Origin of the sequence: Bacillus sp. SKDU12, from assembly GCF_010093085.1 — a bacterium.
GTDB classification, from domain to species: Bacteria; Bacillota; Bacilli; order Bacillales; family Bacillaceae; genus Bacillus; species Bacillus mexicanus.
Map to the genome: position 1 here is coordinate 38,043 of NZ_MSRC01000007.1, position 22,702 is coordinate 60,744.

At 44.0% G+C, this 22,702-nt stretch carries 27 protein-coding genes and 1 other annotated feature; of the genes, 24 read left to right on the top strand and 3 right to left on the bottom strand.

What is annotated here, in order from left to right:
- Positions 1–44 precede the first annotated feature (44 nt).
- The 15 genes from BTW01_RS06585 to rpmA all read left to right on the top strand — a co-directional run bounded on the left by BTW01_RS06585 (position 45) and on the right by rpmA (position 11,755).
- Entirely contained in the window at positions 45–1,337 is a 1,293-nt protein-coding gene (locus BTW01_RS06585) for a bifunctional folylpolyglutamate synthase/dihydrofolate synthase (protein WP_162102223.1), read from the top strand.
- 136 nt (positions 1,338–1,473) lie between these two features.
- Positions 1,474–2,226, top strand: coding sequence for a prepilin peptidase (locus BTW01_RS06590; RefSeq protein WP_162102224.1), 753 nt, complete (start codon positions 1,474–1,476; stop codon positions 2,224–2,226).
- A gap of 127 nt (positions 2,227–2,353) precedes the next feature.
- Positions 2,354–3,349, top strand: a complete 996-nt coding sequence (locus tag BTW01_RS06595; RefSeq protein WP_162102225.1) for an SPOR domain-containing protein — start codon at positions 2,354–2,356, stop codon at positions 3,347–3,349.
- Positions 3,350–3,500: 151 nt separating this feature from the next.
- The gene (locus BTW01_RS06600; protein ID WP_162102226.1) at positions 3,501–4,070 is read left to right on the top strand and encodes a Maf family nucleotide pyrophosphatase; all 570 of its coding nucleotides are present in this window, start codon (positions 3,501–3,503) and stop codon (positions 4,068–4,070) included.
- Positions 4,071–4,106: 36 nt separating this feature from the next.
- Entirely contained in the window at positions 4,107–4,802 is a 696-nt protein-coding gene (gene radC, locus BTW01_RS06605; protein WP_162102227.1) for a RadC family protein, read from the top strand.
- Between the two features lie 91 nt (positions 4,803–4,893).
- Positions 4,894–5,907, top strand: a complete 1,014-nt coding sequence (mreB, locus tag BTW01_RS06610; RefSeq protein WP_162102228.1) for a cell shape-determining protein MreB — start codon at positions 4,894–4,896, stop codon at positions 5,905–5,907.
- A gap of 30 nt (positions 5,908–5,937) precedes the next feature.
- On the top strand, positions 5,938–6,810 hold the full coding sequence (gene mreC, locus BTW01_RS06615; protein ID WP_162102229.1) for a rod shape-determining protein MreC: 873 nt from the start codon (positions 5,938–5,940) through the stop codon (positions 6,808–6,810).
- Positions 6,807–7,325, top strand: coding sequence for a rod shape-determining protein MreD (mreD, locus tag BTW01_RS06620; RefSeq protein ID WP_162102230.1), 519 nt, complete (start codon positions 6,807–6,809; stop codon positions 7,323–7,325). Before mreC ends, mreD begins: the two co-directional genes overlap by 4 nt.
- 53 nt (positions 7,326–7,378) lie before the next feature.
- Positions 7,379–8,059: a septum site-determining protein MinC gene (gene minC / locus BTW01_RS06625; protein WP_162102231.1), complete on the top strand. Its 681-nt coding sequence runs from the start codon at positions 7,379–7,381 to the stop codon at positions 8,057–8,059.
- A gap of 1 nt (position 8,060) precedes the next feature.
- Entirely contained in the window at positions 8,061–8,867 is an 807-nt protein-coding gene (minD, locus tag BTW01_RS06630) for a septum site-determining protein MinD (protein WP_162102232.1), read from the top strand.
- A gap of 141 nt (positions 8,868–9,008) precedes the next feature.
- Complete coding sequence (locus BTW01_RS06635) at positions 9,009–9,803, top strand: M23 family metallopeptidase (RefSeq protein ID WP_162102233.1); 795 nt, start codon at positions 9,009–9,011, stop codon at positions 9,801–9,803.
- Complete coding sequence (gene spoIVFB / locus BTW01_RS06640) at positions 9,796–10,662, top strand: stage IV sporulation intramembrane metalloprotease SpoIVFB (protein WP_162102234.1); 867 nt, start codon at positions 9,796–9,798, stop codon at positions 10,660–10,662. The genes BTW01_RS06635 and spoIVFB overlap by 8 nt, the downstream gene beginning before the upstream one ends.
- Positions 10,663–10,719: 57 nt before the next feature.
- Positions 10,720–10,795 (top strand) — a sequence feature (ribosomal protein L21 leader region).
- 13 nt (positions 10,796–10,808) lie between these two features.
- Positions 10,809–11,117 carry a 50S ribosomal protein L21 gene (gene rplU, locus BTW01_RS06645; RefSeq protein ID WP_162102235.1) on the top strand — a complete coding sequence of 103 codons (309 nt, stop codon included), beginning with the start codon at positions 10,809–10,811 and terminating at the stop codon, positions 11,115–11,117.
- A gap of 2 nt (positions 11,118–11,119) precedes the next feature.
- The gene (locus BTW01_RS06650; protein ID WP_162102236.1) at positions 11,120–11,458 is read left to right on the top strand and encodes a ribosomal-processing cysteine protease Prp; all 339 of its coding nucleotides are present in this window, start codon (positions 11,120–11,122) and stop codon (positions 11,456–11,458) included.
- A 12-nt stretch (positions 11,459–11,470) separates the two neighbouring features.
- Positions 11,471–11,755, top strand: a complete 285-nt coding sequence (rpmA, locus tag BTW01_RS06655; RefSeq protein WP_003152662.1) for a 50S ribosomal protein L27 — start codon at positions 11,471–11,473, stop codon at positions 11,753–11,755.
- Positions 11,756–11,872: 117 nt separating this feature from the next.
- Here rpmA and BTW01_RS06660 read toward each other — a convergent pair whose 3' ends face one another.
- Positions 11,873–11,995, bottom strand: a complete 123-nt coding sequence (locus BTW01_RS06660) for a hypothetical protein (protein WP_162102237.1) — start codon at positions 11,993–11,995, stop codon at positions 11,873–11,875.
- A 76-nt stretch (positions 11,996–12,071) separates the two neighbouring features.
- Between BTW01_RS06660 and spo0B the strand changes: the two genes are divergently transcribed.
- From spo0B to pheA, 4 genes are read left to right on the top strand one after another with little or no spacing between them, the layout of a single operon-like run.
- Positions 12,072–12,650: a sporulation initiation phosphotransferase Sop0B gene (spo0B, locus tag BTW01_RS06665; protein WP_162102238.1), complete on the top strand. Its 579-nt coding sequence runs from the start codon at positions 12,072–12,074 to the stop codon at positions 12,648–12,650.
- A gap of 33 nt (positions 12,651–12,683) precedes the next feature.
- Positions 12,684–13,970 carry a GTPase ObgE gene (obgE, locus tag BTW01_RS06670; protein ID WP_162102239.1) on the top strand — a complete coding sequence of 429 codons (1,287 nt, stop codon included), beginning with the start codon at positions 12,684–12,686 and terminating at the stop codon, positions 13,968–13,970.
- 57 nt (positions 13,971–14,027) lie between these two features.
- Entirely contained in the window at positions 14,028–14,471 is a 444-nt protein-coding gene (thrR, locus tag BTW01_RS06675) for a transcriptional regulator ThrR (protein ID WP_162102240.1), read from the top strand.
- Between the two features lie 16 nt (positions 14,472–14,487).
- Positions 14,488–15,339, top strand: a complete 852-nt coding sequence (pheA, locus tag BTW01_RS06680) for a prephenate dehydratase (protein ID WP_162102241.1) — start codon at positions 14,488–14,490, stop codon at positions 15,337–15,339.
- Positions 15,340–15,367: 28 nt separating this feature from the next.
- Here the strand turns inward: pheA and BTW01_RS06685 are convergent, their stop codons facing one another.
- Entirely contained in the window at positions 15,368–15,910 is a 543-nt protein-coding gene (locus BTW01_RS06685; RefSeq protein ID WP_162102242.1) for a transcription repressor NadR, read from the bottom strand.
- Positions 15,870–17,057: an IscS subfamily cysteine desulfurase gene (locus tag BTW01_RS06690; protein ID WP_162102243.1), complete on the bottom strand. Its 1,188-nt coding sequence runs from the start codon at positions 17,055–17,057 to the stop codon at positions 15,870–15,872. Before BTW01_RS06690 ends, BTW01_RS06685 begins: the two co-directional genes overlap by 41 nt.
- 101 nt (positions 17,058–17,158) lie before the next feature.
- On the opposite strand from BTW01_RS06690, the gene nadB reads away from it, so the two are divergent.
- The 5 genes from nadB to BTW01_RS06715 all read left to right on the top strand — a co-directional run bounded on the left by nadB (position 17,159) and on the right by BTW01_RS06715 (position 22,698).
- Positions 17,159–18,754, top strand: coding sequence for an L-aspartate oxidase (gene nadB, locus BTW01_RS06695; protein WP_162102244.1), 1,596 nt, complete (start codon positions 17,159–17,161; stop codon positions 18,752–18,754).
- Positions 18,708–19,577, top strand: coding sequence for a carboxylating nicotinate-nucleotide diphosphorylase (nadC, locus tag BTW01_RS06700; protein ID WP_162102245.1), 870 nt, complete (start codon positions 18,708–18,710; stop codon positions 19,575–19,577). Before nadB ends, nadC begins: the two co-directional genes overlap by 47 nt.
- Positions 19,564–20,670 carry a quinolinate synthase NadA gene (gene nadA / locus BTW01_RS06705; protein WP_162102246.1) on the top strand — a complete coding sequence of 369 codons (1,107 nt, stop codon included), beginning with the start codon at positions 19,564–19,566 and terminating at the stop codon, positions 20,668–20,670. The genes nadC and nadA overlap by 14 nt, the downstream gene beginning before the upstream one ends.
- Before the next feature lie 115 nt (positions 20,671–20,785).
- Positions 20,786–21,955: a spore coat assembly protein SafA gene (gene safA, locus BTW01_RS06710; RefSeq protein ID WP_162102247.1), complete on the top strand. Its 1,170-nt coding sequence runs from the start codon at positions 20,786–20,788 to the stop codon at positions 21,953–21,955.
- Between the two features lie 146 nt (positions 21,956–22,101).
- Positions 22,102–22,698, top strand: a complete 597-nt coding sequence (locus BTW01_RS06715) for a YhcN/YlaJ family sporulation lipoprotein (protein WP_162102248.1) — start codon at positions 22,102–22,104, stop codon at positions 22,696–22,698.
- Positions 22,699–22,702 lie beyond the last annotated feature (4 nt).

Consider the following 22,702-nt stretch of genomic DNA (forward strand, 5'->3'; position numbering starts at 1 on the left):
GTTTCTCTAGAAACCGCCTTGTCTTATAAAAGAGGGGATTATCATTGTTTACTAAATATGAAGAAGCGCGCAGCTGGATTCATGGGCGGCTGAAATTCGGCGTGAAGCCCGGACTCGGCCGGATGGAGCAGCTGATGGCGCGATTAGGGCATCCTGAAAAGAAAATCCGTGCACTTCACGTCGCAGGAACAAACGGAAAAGGCTCAACTGTCGCTTTTATCCGTTCTATGCTGCAAGAAGCCGGATATACGGTTGGCACGTTTACGTCACCTTATATCATTACGTTTAATGAACGGATCAGTGTAAACGGAACACCGATCTCAGATGAGGAATGGACGGCGCTTGTCAATCAGCTGAAGCCGCACGTTGAAGCACTTGATCAAACAGAATACGGGCCGACGACAGAATTTGAAGTGATGACGGCTTGTGCATTTTTATATTTTGCAGCATTTCATAAGGTCGATTTTGTTGTTTTTGAAACAGGTTTGGGCGGCAGATTTGACTCTACCAATGTGGTTGAACCGCTTTTAACTGTGATCACAAGCATCGGACATGATCACATGAACATTTTGGGAAACACGATTGAAGAAATTGCAGGAGAAAAGGCCGGAATCATTAAAGATGGAATTCCAATCGTGACCGCTGTTACCCAGCCGGAAGCCTTGCAGGTCATTCGTCATGAAGCTGAGCAGCATGCTGCGCCGTTCCAGTCATTACATGACACATGTATTATGTTCAATGAAAAGGCTTTGCCTGCGGAAGAACAGTTTTCCTTCAAAACGGGTGAGAAGTGCTATGAAGACATTCGGACATCTCTCATTGGCACACATCAAAGACAAAATGCCGCATTATCCATTTTGGCTGCGGAGTGGCTCAATAGAGAGAATATTGCCCATATCAGTGAGGAAGCGCTAAGAAGCGGGCTGGTAAAGGCTGCATGGCCGGGACGGTTAGAGCTAGTTTTAGAGCAGCCGCCGGTATACTTAGATGGCGCGCATAACGAAGAAGGTGTGGAAAAGCTGGCGGAAACGATGAAACAGCGTTTCCCTGATTCCCGCATTTCTATTGTGTTTAGTGCGTTAAAGGACAAACCATATCAAACCATGATAAAGAGGCTGGAGAGCATAGCGCATGCGATTCATTTTGCTTCTTTTGATTTCCCGCGTGCTTCTCTTGCAAAAGATCTCTATGAGGTAAGTGAAATCAGCAATAAAAGCTGGAGTGAAGATCCTCAAGATGTGCTCGAATTTATAGAAAGCAAAAAAGGAACAAATGACATTGTGCTGATTACCGGATCGCTTTATTTTATTTCTGAGATTCGTAAAAGGCTGAAATAAAGGCAATCAGCCCCGGCAGTATCAAAATTGAGATTCTGCCGGGGTTTTTTTGTGTAAAATTGAATATTCCCGATTCGAGTTATGGCCGCTCATTTTGCTACAATCCATACCAGTATCTAGTAAAGGTGTGTTGTCCATGCTTCTTATTCTATTTATTCTCGGCCTGATTTTTGGTTCATTTTATTATACGGCCGGGTGCCGTATCCCTTCACATATATCCATTATCACGCCCCGTTCAGCATGCTCATTTTGCCGGCGGACTTTAACTCCAACAGAATTAATCCCCATCCTGTCATTTCTTTTCCAAAAGGGCAAATGCAAAAGCTGCGGGCGCAGAATTTCTTTAATGTATCCCGCGGCAGAGCTTTTGACAGCGTGTTTATTTGCCGCCGCCGGTATTCGCTTTGGTTTATCTTCGGAACTATTTCCAGCTCTCGTGTTTATCTCTCTTCTCATCATTGTTGCGGTGACAGATATTCATTATATGCTGATTCCAAATCGAATATTGGTTTTCTTTCTTCCCCTTTTGGCGGCTGCGAGATTGATTTCTCCGCTTGATTCCTGGTATGCCGGTCTTTTAGGTGCGGCCGCCGGATTTCTATCTTTAGCCTTTATTGCCGCGATCACCCGTGGAGGAATAGGGGGAGGAGATATTAAATTATTTGCGGTGATTGGCTTTATGCTTGGTGTGAAAATGCTGGCTGCTGCTTTTTTCTTTTCTGTTTTGATCGGTGCATTATATGGAGCGGCAGCCGCCCTGACTGGACGACTCGCCAAAAGACAGCCGCTTCCCTTTGCTCCCGCCATTGCGGCAGGCAGTACGTTAGCCTATTTATACGGTGATGCTATCATTTCTTTTTATATTCAAATGGCATTAGGGAATCACTGAAAAATTTGACGAACGTTTTTTGGACAAGGCGACAAAAGTCTTGTTCTTTTTTTTTTCGCCTGTGCTAAAGTGTGTAGCATGAATAAGCCGACAAAAACGGTCAAGCAAACGAAGGGAGGAAGCGGAATTGAAAAAAAGGAAGCATAAAAAAAACAGGAAAGCCGCAGAAAAGGCCCTCAAGGTAACGATTAATGGACAAGAAGAGACGGTTTACGAACAAGAAATGCCTGAGACTGAAGCTGAGATGGAAAAAAACATGACATTTTCAAATTGGGAGGAAAAGAGAAAGGCAGAACAAGAGGTTGCCGCATCCCATGAGCATCCTGATGAGGATGACTTTAATTGGGATCCTGAGGAAGACAAGGTGTTTAAAGAGGATCCAAAAGTTGTTCCGGCCTATCAAAAGAAAAAAACAAAGCTGTATTCAAAGGGAAAGCCCGGGACGGCAAAGCCGGTAAAAAGAGTGGCGGCGACGATTGCCTTTGCGGCTGTCATAGGCACAGGATTAGGTTTATTCGCGTTGAACATGTCTGGTAATAAAGAAGCGTCGGTACCTGCTTCTATAGATGATTCCCTAGGCAGCCAAACGGCGAAAGCCGGAGATACTGCTGGTGAGAAACAAAGCTCAGGCGCAGAAAAGCAGGCGGCACAAACTAAAGGTACATATAAAACGTACGCTGTTCAAGCCGGGAAATTCTCAAATGAAAAGGGTGCCGAAACGTTAACTGAACAACTGACTGAAAAAGGCTATTCCGCCGTGTCGCTGCCAAAGGATGACGGATATACATATGTCATCGCAGGCTTAGCCGGTGATAAAGGTGTATCACAGCAGTTAGGGCAATTTTTAATCGATAGCGATTTTGAAGCTTGGGGCGGCAAGGAGCTTTCCTTATCAGTAGAGCCGGATATGACAGATTCGTTCAAGAAAACAACGGAGCTTGCAGCAAAGGCGATTCTCGGGGAAGACGTTACAAAAGCAAGTGTGGAAAAAATAGAAAAGTCGATTGGAGAAACAGAAGCAGGAGAGAAAAAAGCGATCTTGCAAGCATTAAAGGAACTGGAGAACCCAAGTGCTGAAGCGGGCTGGAAGGCTCAGCAGCAGCTGTTGGCTCTCATTAAATAAGAGAAAGTGCCTGAGCCTTCGTCCTTTAGCGACAGGCTTTTTTTATTTTGTCATGAAAAAGTTATTTTTCTGAAATTGTGACAAGCCTCGTGATTTGGTAGGATAAACGAGTATCTTTTTTTCTTAAGCAAACCCTGAAAGGATGACGAGCATGACTAAGCCGCTAATACTTGCATCACAATCTCCGCGCAGGAAAGAACTCCTTGATCTTCTCCAGCTGCCCTACTCCATTATCGTCAGTGAAGTAGAGGAAAAATTAAATCGAAACTTTTCACCTGAAGAAAACGTCCAATGGTTGGCAAAACAAAAAGCTAAGGCTGTAGCTGATCTCCACCCGCATGCAATCGTTATCGGCGCTGATACAATGGTATGCCTGGACGGCGAATGCCTCGGCAAACCAAAGGATCAAAAAGAAGCCGCTTCTATGCTGCGGAGGCTTTCAGGCAGGAGTCATTCAGTCATTACCGCGGTCAGCATACAAGCCGCACATCACAGCGAGACTTTTTATGATAAGACAGAAGTTGTGTTTTGGCCACTCATTGAAGAAGAGATTTGGACTTATATTGAAACAAAAGAACCAATGGATAAAGCAGGTGCGTACGGCATCCAAGGAAGAGGCGCGCTTTTTGTAAAGAAAATAGACGGAGATTATTATTCAGTCATGGGTCTTCCTATATCAAAAACGATGAGAGCTCTTCGCCATTTTGATATAAATTCATGACGGTTCTATAAACGGGAAGGGAAAGAAAAGGAGTGCTTGATCATACACGATCTGCCATTAAAACTCAGAGATTTCCCAACGAAAGAAAAGCCAAGAGAACGGCTCCTGAGAGTCGGAGCCGAGAACTTAGCGAATCACGAACTATTGGCTATATTATTGCGGACAGGAACGAGACGCGAATCTGTCATGGACCTGTCAAATCGGCTGCTGCGATCTTTTGACGGACTGCGACTGCTGAAAGAAGCATCGGTTGAAGAATTGTCGAGCATCCCGGGAATTGGTGTGGTAAAAGCCGTGCAAATACTGGCGGCAGTTGAACTGGGAAGCCGTATTCATAAATTAGCCAATGAAGAACATTTCATTATTCGCTCCCCGGAAGACGGCGCAAATCTTGTCATGGAGGATATGCGCTTTTTAAGCCAAGAGCATTTTGTCTGTTTATATCTTAATACAAAAAACCAAGTCATCCATAAACGCACCATATTTATCGGAAGTCTGAATTCATCTATTGTCCATCCGCGAGAGGTGTTTAAAGAAGCATTTAAACGATCTGCCGCTTCCTTTATCTGTGTTCACAATCATCCTTCTGGAGATCCGACGCCGAGCAGGGAAGATATTGAAGTGACGAGGCGGCTGTTTGAATGCGGAAACCTGATTGGCATCGAATTGCTTGACCATTTGGTGATCGGTGACAAAAAATTTGTGAGTTTAAAGGAAAAAGGATATTTGTAACACTTTTTTTTTCGTCAAATTAAGCTATAATAGAGTTTATGAGTTTTTCCCTTTAGGGTATTTTTGCTTTAAGAAAGGAAGATACATACATATGTTTGGAATTGGTACAAGAGACCTTGGTATAGATCTTGGAACTGCGAATACGCTTGTTTTTGTAAAAGGAAAAGGAATTGTTGTGAGAGAGCCGTCAGTCGTCGCTTTGCAAACGGATACGAAGTCGATTGTTGCTGTCGGAAATGATGCGAAAAATATGATCGGACGGACACCGGGTAATGTGGTGGCGCTTCGCCCGATGAAAGACGGGGTTATCGCTGATTATGAAACAACGGCGACGATGATGAAATATTACATCAATCAGGCCATTAAAAATAAAGGCATGTTTGCCAGAAAACCATATGTGATGGTTTGTGTCCCTTCAGGCATTACGGCTGTTGAGGAACGCGCTGTTATCGATGCGACAAGACAGGCGGGAGCGCGTGATGCGTATCCGATTGAAGAGCCATTTGCCGCAGCAATCGGTGCTAATCTGCCGGTTTGGGAACCGACGGGAAGTATGGTTGTAGATATCGGCGGCGGTACGACAGAGGTTGCGATTATTTCCCTCGGGGGCATTGTAACGTCCCAATCGATCCGCGTAGCCGGTGACGAGATGGATGACGCGATTATCAACTATATCAGAAAAACATACAACCTGATGATCGGTGACCGTACGGCTGAAGCGATTAAAATGGAGATCGGATCAGCGGAAGCTCCTGAAGGATCCGACAACATGGAAATTCGCGGACGCGATTTACTGACAGGTCTGCCGAAAACAATCGAAATTACAGGAAAAGAAATTGCAAATGCTTTGCGTGACACTGTATCTACAATTGTTGAAGCAGTGAAGAGCACACTTGAAAAAACACCGCCTGAACTTGCAGCAGATATCATGGACAGAGGTATTGTGTTAACCGGCGGCGGAGCACTTCTTCGCAATTTGGATAAAGTCATCAGTGAAGAAACAAAAATGCCGGTTCTGATTGCCGAAGATCCGCTCGATTGTGTAGCGATCGGAACAGGAAAAGCGCTGGAGCACATCCATCTTTTCAAAGGGAAAACAAGATAATCGGGAGTTCAATAGAAGAGGTGTAACACGATGCCGAATAAACGGTTAATGCTATTACTTCTGTGTATTATCATATTGGTGGCTATGATTGGATTTTCGCTGAAGGGCGGCCGCAATACCACCTGGCCTGAGAAAGTGATCGGCGATACGACGGGAGTATTTCAAAATATTTTTCATACGCCTGCCGCGTTTTTTGCAGGGATATTTGAAAACATCGATGATTTAAAAAACACGTATAAAGAAAACGAGCGTCTAAGAGAGAAGCTTGATGGACAGACACAGTATGAAGCCAAGCTTCAAGAGCTTGAAGAAGAAAACAAATCCTTGCGTGACGAGCTGGGCCACGTCAAATCGATTAAAGATTACAAGCCGATTTTAGCTACGGTCATTGCCAGAAGTCCTGATCATTGGGCGAAACAGGTCACCGTTAATAAGGGGACACAGCAAAACGTAGCGAAGGATATGGCTGTAACAAACGAAAAAGGCGCATTAATCGGCAAGATCAAAAGCTCTGGTCTCAATAACTTCACGTCTACTGTTCAGCTTTTAAGCGACACTGACCGCAATAACAGAGTGGCGACGAAAATATCCGGGAAAAAAGGCAACAAAGGCTACGGCCTGATCGAAGGGTATGACAAAGAGAAAAAACGTCTTAAGATGACAATTATTGAGCGTAAGGATAAGCAGGACGTAAAAAAAGGCGATCTTATTGAAACATCAGGCACAGGCGGCGTTTTCCCAGAGGGACTGACAATCGGTGAAGTGACAGATATCGAGTCAGATTCCTATGGATTAACGAAAGTTGCTTATGTAAAACCTGCTGCTGACCTATCCGATTTAAATAATGTGATCATTGTTAACCGTGACGTGCCGACTGTCGATACAGAGGAGGAAGGATCGTGAAACGTTTCCTTCTCCCTTTCGTGATGCTGCTCGTTTTTTCTGCGGAAAGCATTTTTACAGATTTGGTGCATTTTCCGTTCGTTACAGATGATCAGGTGCTTGCCCCGCGTTTTCTGATGATTGTATTGATATTTATGTCAGCTTTCATCAACCAAAAACACGCGATGATTTACGGATTTATTTTTGGCTTTCTATATGACATGAACTATACAAGTCTATTAGGCGTTTATATGTTTGGTTTTGCCGGGTTATGCTACTTGGCTTCAAAAGCGTTTAAAGTGCTGCATACAAACGCATTTGTGGTGATATTGATAGCAGTTCTCGCTGTCAGCGTGCTCGAATTTTATGTATTCGGCATTCAGTCGTTGATTCATAAAGACATCATGACGTTTAACGGGTTTGTGCTTGACCGGTTTATACCGACAATTTTATTAAATATTGCAGCCGCTTTAATCCTGGTTCTTCCATTTAGATTGTTTTTTATGAGTCTAAAGAAAGAATTGAGAGATGAGTAAAAAAGGATTTTATCTTTTTTTGACGAAATGAGTATGTTGTTGAGGTGAATATTGTGAAGACCAAAAAGCAGCAATATGTAACAATAAAAGGAACTAAGAACGGATTAACATTGCATCTGGATGATGCATGTTCTTTTGATGAGCTTCTCGATGGTCTTCAGAATATGCTGTCAATTGAGCAATATACGGATGGAAAAGGCCAGAAAATCAGCGTCCATATTAAGCTGGGAAATCGCTTTTTATATAAGGAGCAAGAGGAACAGCTGACCGAATTGATTGCGTCAAAGAAAGATTTGTTTGTTCATTCTATTGACAGTGAAGTCATTACGAAACAAGAAGCACAGCGAATGAAAGAGGAAGCTGAAATTATTTCTGTTTCAAAAATTGTCCGTTCAGGCCAAGTGCTGCAAGTGAAAGGCGATTTGCTCCTGATCGGTGATGTGAATCCCGGCGGAACAGTCATGGCAGGAGGGAACATTTTTGTCCTTGGTTCATTGAAAGGGATGGCGCACGCTGGATGTAACGGTAATCATCAAGCGGTTATCGCCGCCGCCGAAATGCTGCCGACACAATTAAGAATCAATCATGTGTTAAATCGCTCCCCAGACCACATTCAAAAAGGGAACGAAATGGAATGTGCTTATTTAGATACAGACGGAAATATGGTCATTGAACGCCTTCAACATTTGGCTCATTTAAGACCTGATCTAACAAGGCTTGAGGGAGGAATGTGAATTGGGTGAGGCTATCGTAATAACTTCGGGAAAAGGCGGAGTAGGTAAAACGACAACATCTGCGAACCTCGGTACCGCCTTAGCCATTTTAGGGAAGCGAGTATGCTTATTAGATACTGATATAGGGCTGCGCAACCTTGATGTTGTAATGGGTCTTGAAAATAGAATTATTTATGATCTTGTCGACGTCGTAGAGGGAAGATGCAAAATGCATCAGGCGCTCGTAAAAGACAAACGTTTCGATGATCTGCTCTATTTAATGCCCGCTGCTCAAACGAGCGATAAGACAGCCGTGGTTCCTGAACAAATTAAAGATATGGTTCAAGCGCTTAAACAGGAATTTGACTATGTCATCATAGACTGTCCTGCCGGAATTGAGCAAGGATACAAAAATGCCGTTTCCGGAGCTGATAAAGCGATTGTGGTCACAACGCCTGAAATTTCAGCTGTTCGTGATGCTGACCGTATTATAGGACTGCTGGAGCAAGAGGAAAATATTGAACCGCCGCGGCTTGTTGTAAACAGAATCAGAAATCACCTAATGAAAAATGGTGATACGATGGATATCGACGAAATCGTACAGCATTTGTCGATCGATTTACTCGGAATCGTGGCTGATGATGATGAAGTCATTAGAGCTTCTAACCATGGCGAACCGATTGCAATGGACTCGAAAAACCGCGCTTCGATTGCATATCGCAATATTGCCCGGCGCATCCTGGGTGAATCTGTTCCTTTGCAGATGCTTGAAGAGCAAAACAAAGGGATGATGGCTAAGATTAAATCATTTTTCGGAGTAAGATCTTAGTGGAATAAAATCAAAGAGAAGAGCCTGACAAAGCAAATGCTGTGTCAGGTTTTTTGTTTTTGTCTGCTTTGGGTAAAACGAATATTTGTCATGGACAAGACATATGATGTACAAACCCAACGAATGCAAAGGATGATTGCAATGAGTCATAGAGCAGATGAAATCAGAAAACGATTAGAGAAAAGAAGAAAACAGCTTTCCGGCTCGAAACGTTCTTCCGCTCAGACATTTCCTGAAAAGCAGAAACCCCCGTCTTGGGTAATGGTATCGGATCAGGAAAAGCATGGAACTCTTCCAATATATGAAGATAACATATCAACATTTAACGGAAAACACCCTTTGGTTAAAACAGATTCGATTATCCTAAAATGTCTTCTGTCAGCCTGCCTTGTTCTTGTTTCAGCCATAGCTTATAAAACAAATATAGGGCCTGTCAGCCAGATTAAACCCGCCGTTGCCAAAACCTTCGAAACTGAATTTCAATTTGCCTCTGCAAGCCACTGGTTTGAAACGAAATTTGGAAATCCGCTCGCTTTTCTGGCTCCTGAACATAAAAATAAGGAACAGCAGGTTGAAGTAGGCCAAGATTTGGCCGCGCCTGCATCTGGGAAAGTGCAGGAGGATTTTAAGGATAACGGGGAAGGGATTAAAGTCGAAACAAGCAGTGATACAATTGATAGCATAAAAGAAGGCTATATAGTTGAAGTCAACAAAGATAGCCAGACGGGGCTGACGGTTAAGGTACAGCATGCTGACAATACTTATAGTATTTATGGAGAGCTCAAAGATGTAGATGTGGCTTTATATGACTTTGTAGATAAAGGAAAAAAACTTGGTTCAATTAAACTTGATGATCATAATAAAGGGGTCTATTACTTTGCTATGAAAGATGGCGATAAATTTATTGACCCGATTCAGGTGATTTCATTTGAATAAGTGGCTTGACCTTATTTTAAAAATTCATGTGCATCCTTTTCTGTGGATGATTGCGGCTCTGGGACTGCTCACAGGCCATATGAAGGCATTATTATGCCTGCTGCTGATTGTACTGATCCATGAGCTGGGGCATGCTGCTCTGGCCGTGTTTTTTTCTTGGAGAATTAAGCGTGTTTTTTTGCTGCCGTTTGGCGGAACGGTCGAAGTGGAAGAGCACGGGAATCGACCGTTAAAGGAAGAGCTTGCGGTGGTTATTGCGGGCCCTCTTCAGCACATCTGGCTTCAGCTTGCTGCCTGGACGCTTGCAGAATTCTCAGTGATTCATCAGCATACCTTTGAACTCTTCACCTTTTATAACCTTTCTATTTTATTTGTAAATCTGCTGCCGATCTGGCCGCTTGACGGCGGAAAACTGTTGTTTTTGCTGTTTTCCAAGCAACTGCCTTTTCAAAAGGCTCACCGGCTCAATTTAAAAACGTCGCTCTGCTTCTGTCTGCTGCTCGGGTGCTGGATTTTATTTGTGGTTCCTCTGCAAATCAGCGCATGGGTTTTGTTTGTCTTTCTTGCTGTTTCTTTGTTTGAGGAATACAGGCAAAGGCATTATATCCACGTGAGATTTCTTCTTGAACGGTATTACGGAAAAAATCGCGAGCTTGAAAAACTGCTGCCGCTGACTGTAAAGGCGGAAGACAAAGTCTATCATGTGATGGCAGAGTTCAAACGCGGCTGTAAACATCCGATTATTATAGAGAAATCCGGCAAGAAGCTCAGCCAGCTTGACGAGAATGAAGTGCTCCACGCTTACTTTGCCGATAAGCGGACGAATTCCTCCATGGAAGAGCTGCTGCTGCCTTACTAAAATCAATTGACAAACGTCTTGTGTTTTGGTATATTTTTTAATGTTATGGATGTAGCACCATTGCTACAACCGCTCAGTACAGGTGTTAAGAGCTTTTAAAGCCCCCTGGTGTCTGGCGAGTCTTAGTCTAATAGGAGGTGCAGAGAATGTACGCAATCATTAAAACAGGCGGTAAACAAATCAAAGTTGAAGAAGGCCAAACTGTTTACATCGAAAAACTTGCTGCTGAAGCAGGAGAAACAGTTACTTTTGAAGACGTTTTGTTTGTTGGCGGAGACAATGTGAAAGTCGGCAACCCTACAGTTGAAGGCGCAACAGTAACAGCTAAAGTTGAAAAACAAGGCCGTGCGAAAAAAATCACTGTTTTCAGATACAAAGCAAAGAAAAACGTTCATAAAAAACAAGGTCATCGTCAGCCTTACTCTAAAGTGACGATCGAAAAAATCAACGCGTAAGCATGATTCAGGCAACAATCAGAAGGTCCCATGATAAAGGCATCTTGTCTTTTGAAATGACAGGCCATGCGAATTTTGCTGAACATGGACAAGATCTTGTTTGTGCTGGAGTGACAGCGGTTGTGTTTGGAGCCGTAAACGCGGTTATTGTGCTTGCAGGCTTTGAGCCGCTTCTTGATATAGGAGAGGATGGGGGTTATTTTTACTTTGAATTCCCTGAATCTCTTGATACGGAGGCGCGCCAAAAGGCTCAGCTGCTGATTGAAGGCATGATTGTTTCACTGGAGACAATCGAACGGGATTACAAAGATAACTTGCGTGTGACCACAAACATAATATAGGAGGTGAGCTACATGCTTAGATTAGATCTTCAGTTTTTCGCTTCTAAAAAAGGAGTAGGTTCTACAAAGAACGGACGTGACTCTGAGTCTAAACGTTTAGGTGCTAAACGTGCTGACGGTCAATTCGTAACAGGCGGTTCTATCCTTTACCGTCAACGCGGAACAAAAATTTACCCAGGTGAAAACGTGGGCCGCGGCGGAGATGACACTCTATTTGCGAAAATCGACGGAACTGTTAAATTCGAACGTTTCGGCCGTGACCGCAAAAAAGTGAGCGTATATCCTGTAGCTCAATAATGATTTAAAAACTCCGGTCGATGATGACTGGAGTTTTTTTGCAATATGCGGAGTATACACCAAGAATGAAATGCAGAGTATGTGCGAGCAGACCCCGCGAAGAATGAGAATAACATCTCAAACCCACTGGATATGTTCCCCAAGCAGTAATACATAATATGTTCTGCCTGGCTGCAAATCAACCATAGCCATAAAAAAGGAACATGATATTTCTGGGAAAAACAATTGTTTTTCTAACAAAGCCTTCTCTGTTATAATTCATAATACACACTTATACAGACTCCTAAAAAGAAATTAAATGATTGGGAGTGCGAAAATGAAGGATGTTTCAAACAATCAAGAAGAAAATATAAGCGATACAACATTAATAAACGAACTGATTCATCTGCTTGGCCATTCTCGGCATGATTGGATGAATAAGCTGCAGCTGATTAAAGGAAACTTAAGTTTGCAGAAGTATGACCGCGTCTTTGAAATGATTGAAGAAATGGTGATAGACGCAAAACACGAATCAAAGCTCTCAAACCTGAAAACACCGCATTTGGCGTTTGATTTTCTTACGTTTAATTGGAAAACCCATTATATGACGCTTGAATATGAAGTTCTTGGAGAAATTAAGGATTTGTCGGCATATGATCAAAAGCTGGTGAACCTGATGAGAAAACTGTTTTCTCTGTTTGATCAAGCGGTCAGCAGAGGGAGCGAAAATCATTTAACGGTTTCGCTGCAAACGGATCATCCTGGCAGACAGCTGATTCTGTACCTTGATTTTCACGGCGCTTTTACCGATCCATCGGCTTTTAATGATATTCGGCAGAATGGATATGAGGATGTTGACATCATGCGTTTTGAGATCACAAGTCACGAATGTCTGATTGAAATTGGGTTGGATTAGCGGAGTTTTTAACGGTTTAGAACGGAGGACATTATGTTTGTAGATCAGGTCAAAGTATATGTAAAAGGCGGCGATGGCGGCAACGGGATGGTTGCGTTTCGTCGTGAAAAATATGTGCCGAAAGGCGGCCCTGCCGGCGGTGACGGAGGAAAGGGAGGAGACGTCGTTTTTGAAGTGGATGAAGGTCTCCGCACCCTGATGGATTTTAGATACAAAAAACACTTTAAAGCAATTCGCGGCGAGCACGGCATGTCTAAAAACCAGCATGGGCGAAATGCCGATGATATGGTCATTAAAGTTCCGCCGGGCACCGTTGTGACAGACGATGATACAAAGCAGGTCATTGCTGATTTAACAGAGCACGGACAGCAGGCTGTCATTGCAAGGGGAGGAAGAGGCGGAAGAGGGAATTCCCGCTTTGCTACACCGGCTAACCCCGCGCCTCAGCTTTCAGAAAACGGCGAGCCGGGAAAAGAGCGCTACATTGTTCTTGAATTAAAAGTGCTTGCAGATGTGGGGCTTGTTGGATTTCCGAGTGTCGGAAAATCCACTTTGCTGTCTGTTGTTTCATCTGCAAAACCGAAAATTGCGGACTACCACTTTACAACGCTTGTTCCGAATCTCGGCATGGTTGAGACGGATGACGGACGCAGCTTTGTTATGGCTGATTTGCCGGGACTGATTGAAGGCGCACACCAAGGCGTCGGACTTGGCCACCAATTTTTGCGCCATATCGAACGGACGCGGGTTATCGTTCACGTCATTGACATGTCCGGTTTAGAAGGACGCGATCCGTATGAGGATTATGTAACGATTAATCAGGAGCTGAGCGAGTACAATCTGCGTCTCACTGAACGCCCGCAAATTATTGTTGCAAATAAAATGGACATGCCGGAGGCGGCGGAAAACCTTAAAGCCTTTAAAGAAAAGCTGACGGATGATTACCCGGTATTTCCAATCAGCGCGGTGACAAGAGAAGGCCTTCGTGAACTTCTGTTTGAAGTCGCCAATCAGCTTGAAAATACGCCGGAATTTCCGTTATATGACGAGGAAGAGCTTACACAAAATCGTGTTATGTACACGATCGAAAATGAAGAAGTGCCATTTAATATTGAACGCGACCCAGACGGTGTATTTGTGCTTTCAGGAGACAGCCTTGAGCGATTATTCAAGATGACTGATTTCTCGCGTGATGAATCGGTTAAACGATTTGCGAGACAAATGCGCGGAATGGGTGTTGATGAAGCACTCAGAGAACGAGGAGCCGAGGATGGAGATATTATCAGGCTTCTGGAGTTTGAATTTGAATTTATTGATTAATGATGGCAGAAAGGAGAGCCTGAATGTCGGGCTCTCTATTTTAAAGGGGGGATGCAAATGAAAGAGGAGACATTTTATCTTGTCCGTGAAGATGTATTGCCCGATGCGATGAAAAAAACATTGGAAGTCAAAAAGCTGCTTGATCGAAAAAAAGCAGATTCAGTGGCAGATGCCGTTCAAAAGGTCGATTTAAGCAGAAGTGCATTTTATAAATATAGAGATGCTGTTTTTCCGTTCTACACTATGGTTAAAGAGCAAATTATCACACTTTTCTTTCATTTGGAGGATAGGTCAGGTGCGTTATCTCAGCTCCTGCAGGCAGTAGCTGATTCTGGAAGCAATGTTCTTTCCATTCACCAGACCATTCCGCTTCAGGGCCGAGCAAATGTGACGCTGTCTATCAGTACATCTGCCATGGAAGAGGACATTCATACGTTAATGAATAAGCTTAGAAAATTTGATTTTGTAGAAAAGGTTGAAATATTAGGTTCAGGTGCATAAGGGAGAGAATAGGGTCATGAAAGTCGGTTATTTAGGTCCAGCAGCTACATTCACACATTTAGCAGTCAGTTCTTGTTTTCAAAACGGCGCCGAACATGTTGCTTACCGTACCATACCGGAGTGCATAGATGCGGCAGTTGCAGGCGAAGTTGATTTCGCTTTCGTTCCTTTAGAGAATGCATTAGAAGGATCAGTGAATTTAACGATAGACTATTTAATACATGAACAGCCCTTGCCAATTGTAGGTGAAATGACATTGCCGATTCATCAGCATTTGCTCGTTCATCCTTCAAGAGAGAATGCATGGAAAGAACTCGACAAAATTTACTCACACTCACACGCGATTGCACAATGCCATAAATTTCTCCATCGTCATTTTCCTTCCGTTCCCTATGAATACGCCAATTCAACAGGGGCGGCAGCTAAATATGTCAGTGACCATCCAGAGCTGAACATCGGGGTCATTGCCAATGAAATGGCAGCTTCTACATACGAGTTAAAAATCGTAAAACGAGATATACAGGATTACAAGGACAATCATACGAAATTTGTTATTCTTTCATCTGATGAAAACATTTCATTTGAAGTGAATGCAAAATTAAGCTCGAAGCCTAAAACGACCTTGATGGTGATGCTTCCGCAGGACGAATCAGGGGCGCTGCACAGAGTGCTGTCTGCTTTTGCTTGGAGAAACTTAAACTTGTCAAAGATTGAGTCACGTCCGACTAAAACCGGATTAGGCCATTATTTCTTTATCATTGATATCGAGAAAGCGTTTGATGAAGTATTGATTCCAGGTGCCATGCAGGAGCTCGAAGCACTCGGCTGCAAAGTAAAGCTCCTTGGTGCATATCAGTCCTATCTATGATAAAAAAAAGCCCAATAAAGGGCTTTTTTTAGTCTTTAATTAAAATACCGGCTGCCTCGAGTGCTTGACAAGCATGATCGATGCGGTGTTCATCAGGTGCTGTCAGTGTATGAAGATGCACACCGTCAGTCAGCTGTGATAAATAGGCGGCATTTGTGGAATTGATTTTCTGAATGAAACGGCTCACTTCTTTCCGGGTGCCTACTTGGATGGCTGCCGTTAAATCTCCGTATACGGAATGCTCGATTTTTACGTCTTTTACTGTAACACCTTCGTCCACGATGAGTTGCAATTCCTCTTCAGTCCGTTCGGGGCCGTGCTGACAAGCGATAATTTTTTCTGCCTGCTGGTGCTGCTGAGCGGCTGTATCCATGTATATATATCCTTGGCTTGTGGCGATGATCGGTTCATTTTTCGCTTTCAAGAGCGATATGTCCTGTACAATAACCTGTCTTGAAACGTTTGCTTTTTTTGCGAGTTCTCCTCCTGTCAGCGGCGATTTAGATTCCTTCAGCCACAGAAGAAGCTGTTCACGCCTGCTGGCGCCCATAAGCTTTAATTCTTCGGTCAATATCAAATTCTCCTTTCTTTTGTTCCCAAAGCGCTGTAAGTGTATGTAATAACTGATCCAGCTGTTCAGCTGTTGTATGCCTTCCGAAAGAGATGCGGATAAATTGCAGCGCTTCTTGATCTGTTTTTCCTAGTGCTTTCATCGCTGCAGACGGACCTTGATATCCGGAAGAACAAGCACTGCCCGTTGAGATGCAAATATGATTCCGATTACATTCTAACATAACATATTGTCCTTCAAATGAGTGAAAAAAACACCCTAAAATATGCGGGAGACATTCTGTTTGTGCAGTGTCTGCCGCAAGGGTTACAGGAAGAGATCGAATACCGATTTCGTCTAATAAGTGTGCTCTTAATGTTTTATTGCGGGATATCTGTTTATCCATCTCGCTAATGATTAGTTCTGCAGCGGCGGTGAAGGCGCCGATCCCGGGGACATTCACAGTGCCGGCTCTGAATCCTTGTTCGTGAGCGGTGTGAGGGTAAACGGGTTTCCAAGGGACATCCGGCCGAATATAGACCGCGCCCACTCCTTTAGGGCCGTGGATTTTATGGCTTGATACTGACAGTGCATCCATCCCTAGTTCTTCTGTATTGATGGGGATTTTTCCAAACGTTTGCACAGCGTCGCAATGAAGAAGAATACCCTTATTGCGGAGGAATGAAGACAGACGTTGAATGGGCTGAATGATCCCGGTTTCAGAATTGGCATGCTGAATAGATATCAGGCCTGTCTCCGGCCGAATATGAGCTGTTAATATTTCCTCGGTAATAAGCCCGTATTCATTCGGTTGAATGATGGTTACATCAAATCCTTGCTGTTCCAGATAAGCAGCACAGTTATGAATGGACTGATGCTCCATAGCGCTTGTAATGAAATGTCTTTTCGTTTTTGGCAGGCAATTAAGCAACGATTGAATGGCCAGAAAATTGGATTCAGTGCCGCCGCTTGTAAAATAAATGCCGCTTGCTTCTCCGCCAATGATGCTGGCGATTTTTTCACGGCAGTACTCCAGTATGTACTTTGCTTTTCCTCCCGCATCATGCAGGCTGCTGGCATTCCCGTACATATCTATGCTGAGCTTCTGATAAACGTGGAGAGCTTCCTCGCAAATAGGTGTCGTCGCTGCATAATCTAAATAAATCATCCAGTCTCCTCCGTCTGTTCTTCATAAAAAACTCTTGAGTTTATTTTACTCTTGTGTAAATATATGTGTCAAGACAGATGTAAATAACAGGGGGGCGACATATGTCTAAAAAGACGATTGCAGTCATCGGTTCAGGGGCAGCAGCACTTTCCTTAGCGTCTGCTTTTCCGTCCGCATACGAAGTGACTGTCATCACAAAAAAAAGCGCTAAAAACAGCAATTCTGTCTATGCACAAGGGGGGATTGCTGCGGCTTTTGCAAAAGGTGACACGATTGCATCCCATTTGGAGGATACGTTATATGCAGGCTGCGGGCATAATGATCAAGCTATTGCAGGAGACGTTTTACATGATGGGAAAAACATGATTCAAAATCTAGTGGAGAGCGGATTTCCATTCGACTGCAATGAACAAGGTGATGTTTGCCTTGGCAGGGAAGGCGCCCACTCATACAACCGTATTTTTCATGCAGGTGGAGATGCAACAGGCAGACTGCTTGTTGATTATTTGCTCAAACAGGTTCACAGTAAAATCGAATTAATCGAGCATGAAACAGCAGCCGATTTGCTTGTTGAGAATGGGCGCTGTATCGGTGTCATGACAAAAGACAGCAGGGGGCAAGTCAAGGTGAGGCATGCGGATGAAGTGGTGCTGGCGGCCGGCGGATGCGGGAGTCTGTTTCTTCATCATACGAACGACCCATCTGTCACAGGTGACGGCCTCTCTCTTGCTTACCGGGCCGGAGCGGAATTAACGGATTTAGAGTTTACCCAGTTTCACCCGACATTGCTTGTGAAAAATGGTGTTTGCTTTGGACTCGTTTCAGAAGCTGTCAGAGGGGAAGGCGGATATTTAATTGACGAAAAAGGCCGCCGGATTATAGCCGGACGCCATCCTTTAGGTGACTTGGCTCCAAGGGATATTGTTGCTCGGATTATCCATGAAGAAATATCAAAAGGAAATTGCGTTTATATCGACTGCAGGGCAATTTCTGATTTTGAAGGGCGTTTCCCCACTATTACTGCTATTTGTGAAAAAGCAGGAGTTGATATCCAAAGCGGAAAAATTCCAGTGGCACCGGGAATGCACTTTTTGATGGGAGGTGTTTCAGTGAATCGCTGGGGGGAAACGACAGTGCCGGGACTCTATGCAATTGGCGAGACCGCATGTACTGGTTTACACGGAGCCAATCGGCTTGCGAGCAATTCCTTGTTGGAGGCGCTGGTGTTTGGAAAAAGAGCAGCAGAGCATATAAGACAAAAACCGGTTTATAACAGGCACTATCAATCAGAACCGGAAACCAATGCCATCTATCAGGTGCCGAATACAAAGGTGAATGAATTGCAAAGCAAAATGGCATGCCATATGTCGATCTTACGGGAAAAAGACAGTCTGATTGAGATGAGCAACTGGCTTCATATGTTGTCTTTTCAAGAAGTGAATGTGAAGGATATCACAATGCCCCAGCTGGAGCTTTCTCATTTATGGAAAACCGCAAAGCTGATGACATTTTCTGCGCTTTTGCGGGAGGAAAGCAGAGGAGCTCACTTCCGTACCGATTTTCCTCAAGCCGATATGCGCTGGCAAGGAAGACAAATTGTCCATACAAAAAAGGGAATAAAAATCAGAAAAAAAGAGGGGAGTGGGAGAAATGAATCATTTACAGCTAAAAAAATTACTGAATCGCTTTTTTCTTGAGGATATAGGGACAGGGGACATTACGTCGCAGTCTATCTTTGGCGTACATAGCTGCGAAGCGGAGATTGTGGCAAAGTCAGACGGTATCTTTGCCGGAGCTGCAGTGATAAAAGAAGGCTTTGCCTTATTAGATGAAAATGTTCAAACCATTTTACATAAAACAGATGGAGACATGTTGCGAAAAGGTGAAATAATTGCCGTATTACACGGTCCTGCGACAGCACTGCTTTCAGGAGAGCGGGTCGTATTAAATCTTATTCAAAGGCTGTCAGGAATTGCGACGCTGACAAGGGAGGCTGTTCGGCGGCTTGATGATGAACAGATTAACATTTGTGATACGAGAAAAACAACACCGGGGCTGAGAATGCTGGAAAAATACGCTGTCAGAGCGGGAGGCGGGTATAATCATCGATTCGGCTTGTATGACGGCATCATGATTAAAGATAATCATATCGCAGCATGCGGCTCTATTTTAGAGGCATGCAAAAAAGCGCGTCATGCCGCAGGGCATATGGTAAAAATCGAGGTCGAAGTTGAAACCGAAGAACAGCTACGGGAAGCAATTGAAGCAGGAGCAGATGTTATTATGTTTGACAACTGCCCGCCTGATACGGTCCGCCATTTTGCAAATCTCACACCAAACCATATAAAAACTGAAGCTTCAGGCGGAATTACGTTAGAAGCTTTGCCTGCTTTTAAAGGGACTGGTGTGAATTATATTTCATTAGGATTTCTGACTCATTCCGTCAAAAGTTTAGATATCAGTATGGTTGCTGGATTATCAAATGATTCTATGGAGGGGTGCCGCGATGTCAATTCTTGATGTGATAAAACAATCGAATAAGATGATGCCAGAAGGTTATAAAAGAATATCAAGAAAGGACATGGAAACACGTGTTGCCGCTATCAAGACAAAGTTCGGCAGCAGGCTTTTTATCCCAGGTCATCATTATCAAAAAGACGAAGTCATACAATTTGCTGACCAAACAGGCGATTCCCTGCAGCTGGCCCAAATTGCCGAAGAAAATAAAAAAGCGGATTATATTGTTTTTTGCGGCGTACACTTTATGGCTGAGACCGCTGATATGCTGACATGTAAGGAACAAATGGTCATTCTGCCTGATATGAGAGCAGGGTGTTCTATGGCGGACATGGCAGACATGCAGCAGACCAATAGGGCGTGGGAGAAGCTTCAGCATATATTCGGAGATACAATCATACCTTTAACGTATGTGAACTCCACTGCGGAGATCAAGGCTTTCGTCGGTAAGCATGGCGGAGTGACTGTAACTTCTTCAAATGCGAAAAAAGTGCTTGAATGGGCATTTACACAGAAAAAACGAATTTTATTTTTGCCTGATCAGCATTTAGGGAGAAATACGGCTTATGATTTGGGCATTGCGCTTAAGGATATGGCTGTGTGGGATCCGATAAAAGATGAATTGGCGGCTGCATCTGAGCATAAGAATGTGAAAGTGATTTTGTGGAAAGGACATTGCTCCGTCCACGAAAAATTCACCGCGGATAATATCCATGATGTGAGAGAGCGTGATCCTGACATTCGAGTCATTGTGCATCCGGAGTGTTCACATGAAGTTGTGACGCTTAGTGACAACAGCGGATCAACGACATATATTATTGATACAATTAACCACGCCCCGGCGGGAAGCAAGTGGGCAATCGGAACAGAAATGAATCTTGTTCAGCGGATCATTCACGACCATCCTGATAAACAAATCGAATCACTCAACCCTGACATGTGTCCGTGTCTGACAATGAATCGCATTGATTTGCCGCATTTGCTGTGGTCTTTGGAACAAATAGAAAAAGGTAAACCTTCAGGCGTGATCAAGGTGCCAAAAGCCATTCAGCAAGATGCCCTCCTTGCTTTGAATCGAATGCTTTCGATTACGTAAATCAGAAATATTTCCCTTCCTGTATTCATAACTTCTTTATTTCAGACATATGTTGTGAAGAAACACAATATAATGACAGCTGAACTGTTCACGTTTTGCATAGGAGGGGAAAACGTTGAAAATCCACATCGTTCAAAAAGGCGATTCGCTCTTGAAAATAGCTGAAAAGTACGGAGTTGATCTGGAGGAAGTGAAGAAGCTTAATACACAGCTCAGCAATCCAGACTTAATCATGCCTGGAATGAAAATAAAAGTGCCGTCTGAAGGTGTACCGGTCAGAAAAGAGCCGAAAGCGGGAAAAAGTCCGGCGGCAGGGAATGTGAAGCAAGATCATCCATATGCGAAAGAGAAGCCTAAATCCGTTGTCGACGTAGAAGACACAAAGCCGAAAGCAAAGAAGTCTGTGCCGTATGTCCCGCCAATGCCTAATTTGCAGGAAAATGTGTATCCTGAAGCTGATGTGAACGATTATTATGATATGAACCAGCTTTTCCAGCCTTGGTCGCCTCCTAAACCGGAGGAGCCGAAAAAACATCATGACGGAAATATGGATCATGTGTATCACATGCAAAACCAAGACCAATTTCCACAACAGGAGGCTATGAGTAATATGGAAAATGCAAATTATCCGAATATGCCTAATATGCCAAAGGCGCCAGAGGTAGGCGGCATGGAAGAAGAAAACGTTCTTCCCGCAGTTCCGAATATGCCGGCTGTTCTGCCATATTATCACTATCCGGCTCACTTCATGCCGTGTCCCTTGCCATGTCCGGTTCCTGTCTCACCGGTTCTTCCAGGGTCAGGATTATGTTATCCATACTATCCGGCACAGGCTTATCCAATGTACCAGCCTTATGGATATCAGCCAAGTTTTGTATCGCCTCAGTATGATCCGGGTGAATATGAAAACCAGCATCACGGACATTACGGCTCTTACGGAGCGCCTCAATACGCGTCCCCGGCTTATGGCTCTCCGTATGGACATATGCCGCATGGCTCTCATTATGGCTCGCCTCAAGTGATGGGAGCATACCAGCCGGCGGCTCCAGGATACATGCCGTATAAAGACCATGACGATTGCGGTTGTGACGATGATCATCACCACCATCACCATCAGCCACATTACGCCGCACCTGGCTATGCCGGACTCGGAGCTTATGGTACCCCTAATATGCCTTACGGCGGAGTGAATCCGAATCCATATGCTGCCGGAGTTTCTATGCCAATGGCGAATCAGCCCTCTGCAAACCAAATGTTTGGCCGGCCTGAAGAAGAAAATGAGTAATTGTTCGGAACGATGTAAATCGTTCCTTTTTTATTTCGGAGCAGTTAACTGCCAAATGGACAGAACTGACACGCTTAACATACCCCGCACGCGTGCATGATAAAAACGAGCAAACATGCTCAATTCGTCTACGGGGGGTTTTTCCATTGGGTAAAAAAATGACGATCGCAAGCTTGATTCTAATGACAGCGGGCTTAACTGCATGCACAGCAAACGACAATGCTATGAATGATACGCGCAATAACGGCAATACCCGACCAATTGGGTATTATACAAATGAAAATGACGCTGACAGACGGGGAGACGGAGTAGACCACGATGGTCCGGTTTCTGAATTAATGGAGGATCAAAACGGCAATAACCGAAATACCACGAATGTGAATAATCGTGATCGTGTTACTGCGGACGATCGCGTTCCTCTGGCAACTGACGGAACATATAACAACACGAATAACAGTAACATGAACCAAAATGCGGGGAACAACGGGTATGACAACCTAGAAAACCGCAGACTGGCTGCAAAAATTGCCAACCGTGTGAAACAAGTGAAAAACGTCAATGACACACAAGTTATGGTAACGGATGATCGAGTAGTCATCGCAGTAAGAAGTCACTCAGATTTTACAAAGTCTGACAGAGAGAATGTTACAAAAGCGGCACGCAACTATGCGAATGGCCGCGACGTCCAAGTATCTACAGATAAAGTGCTGTTCGAAAGACTTCATAAAATGAACGCCCGCTAGAACG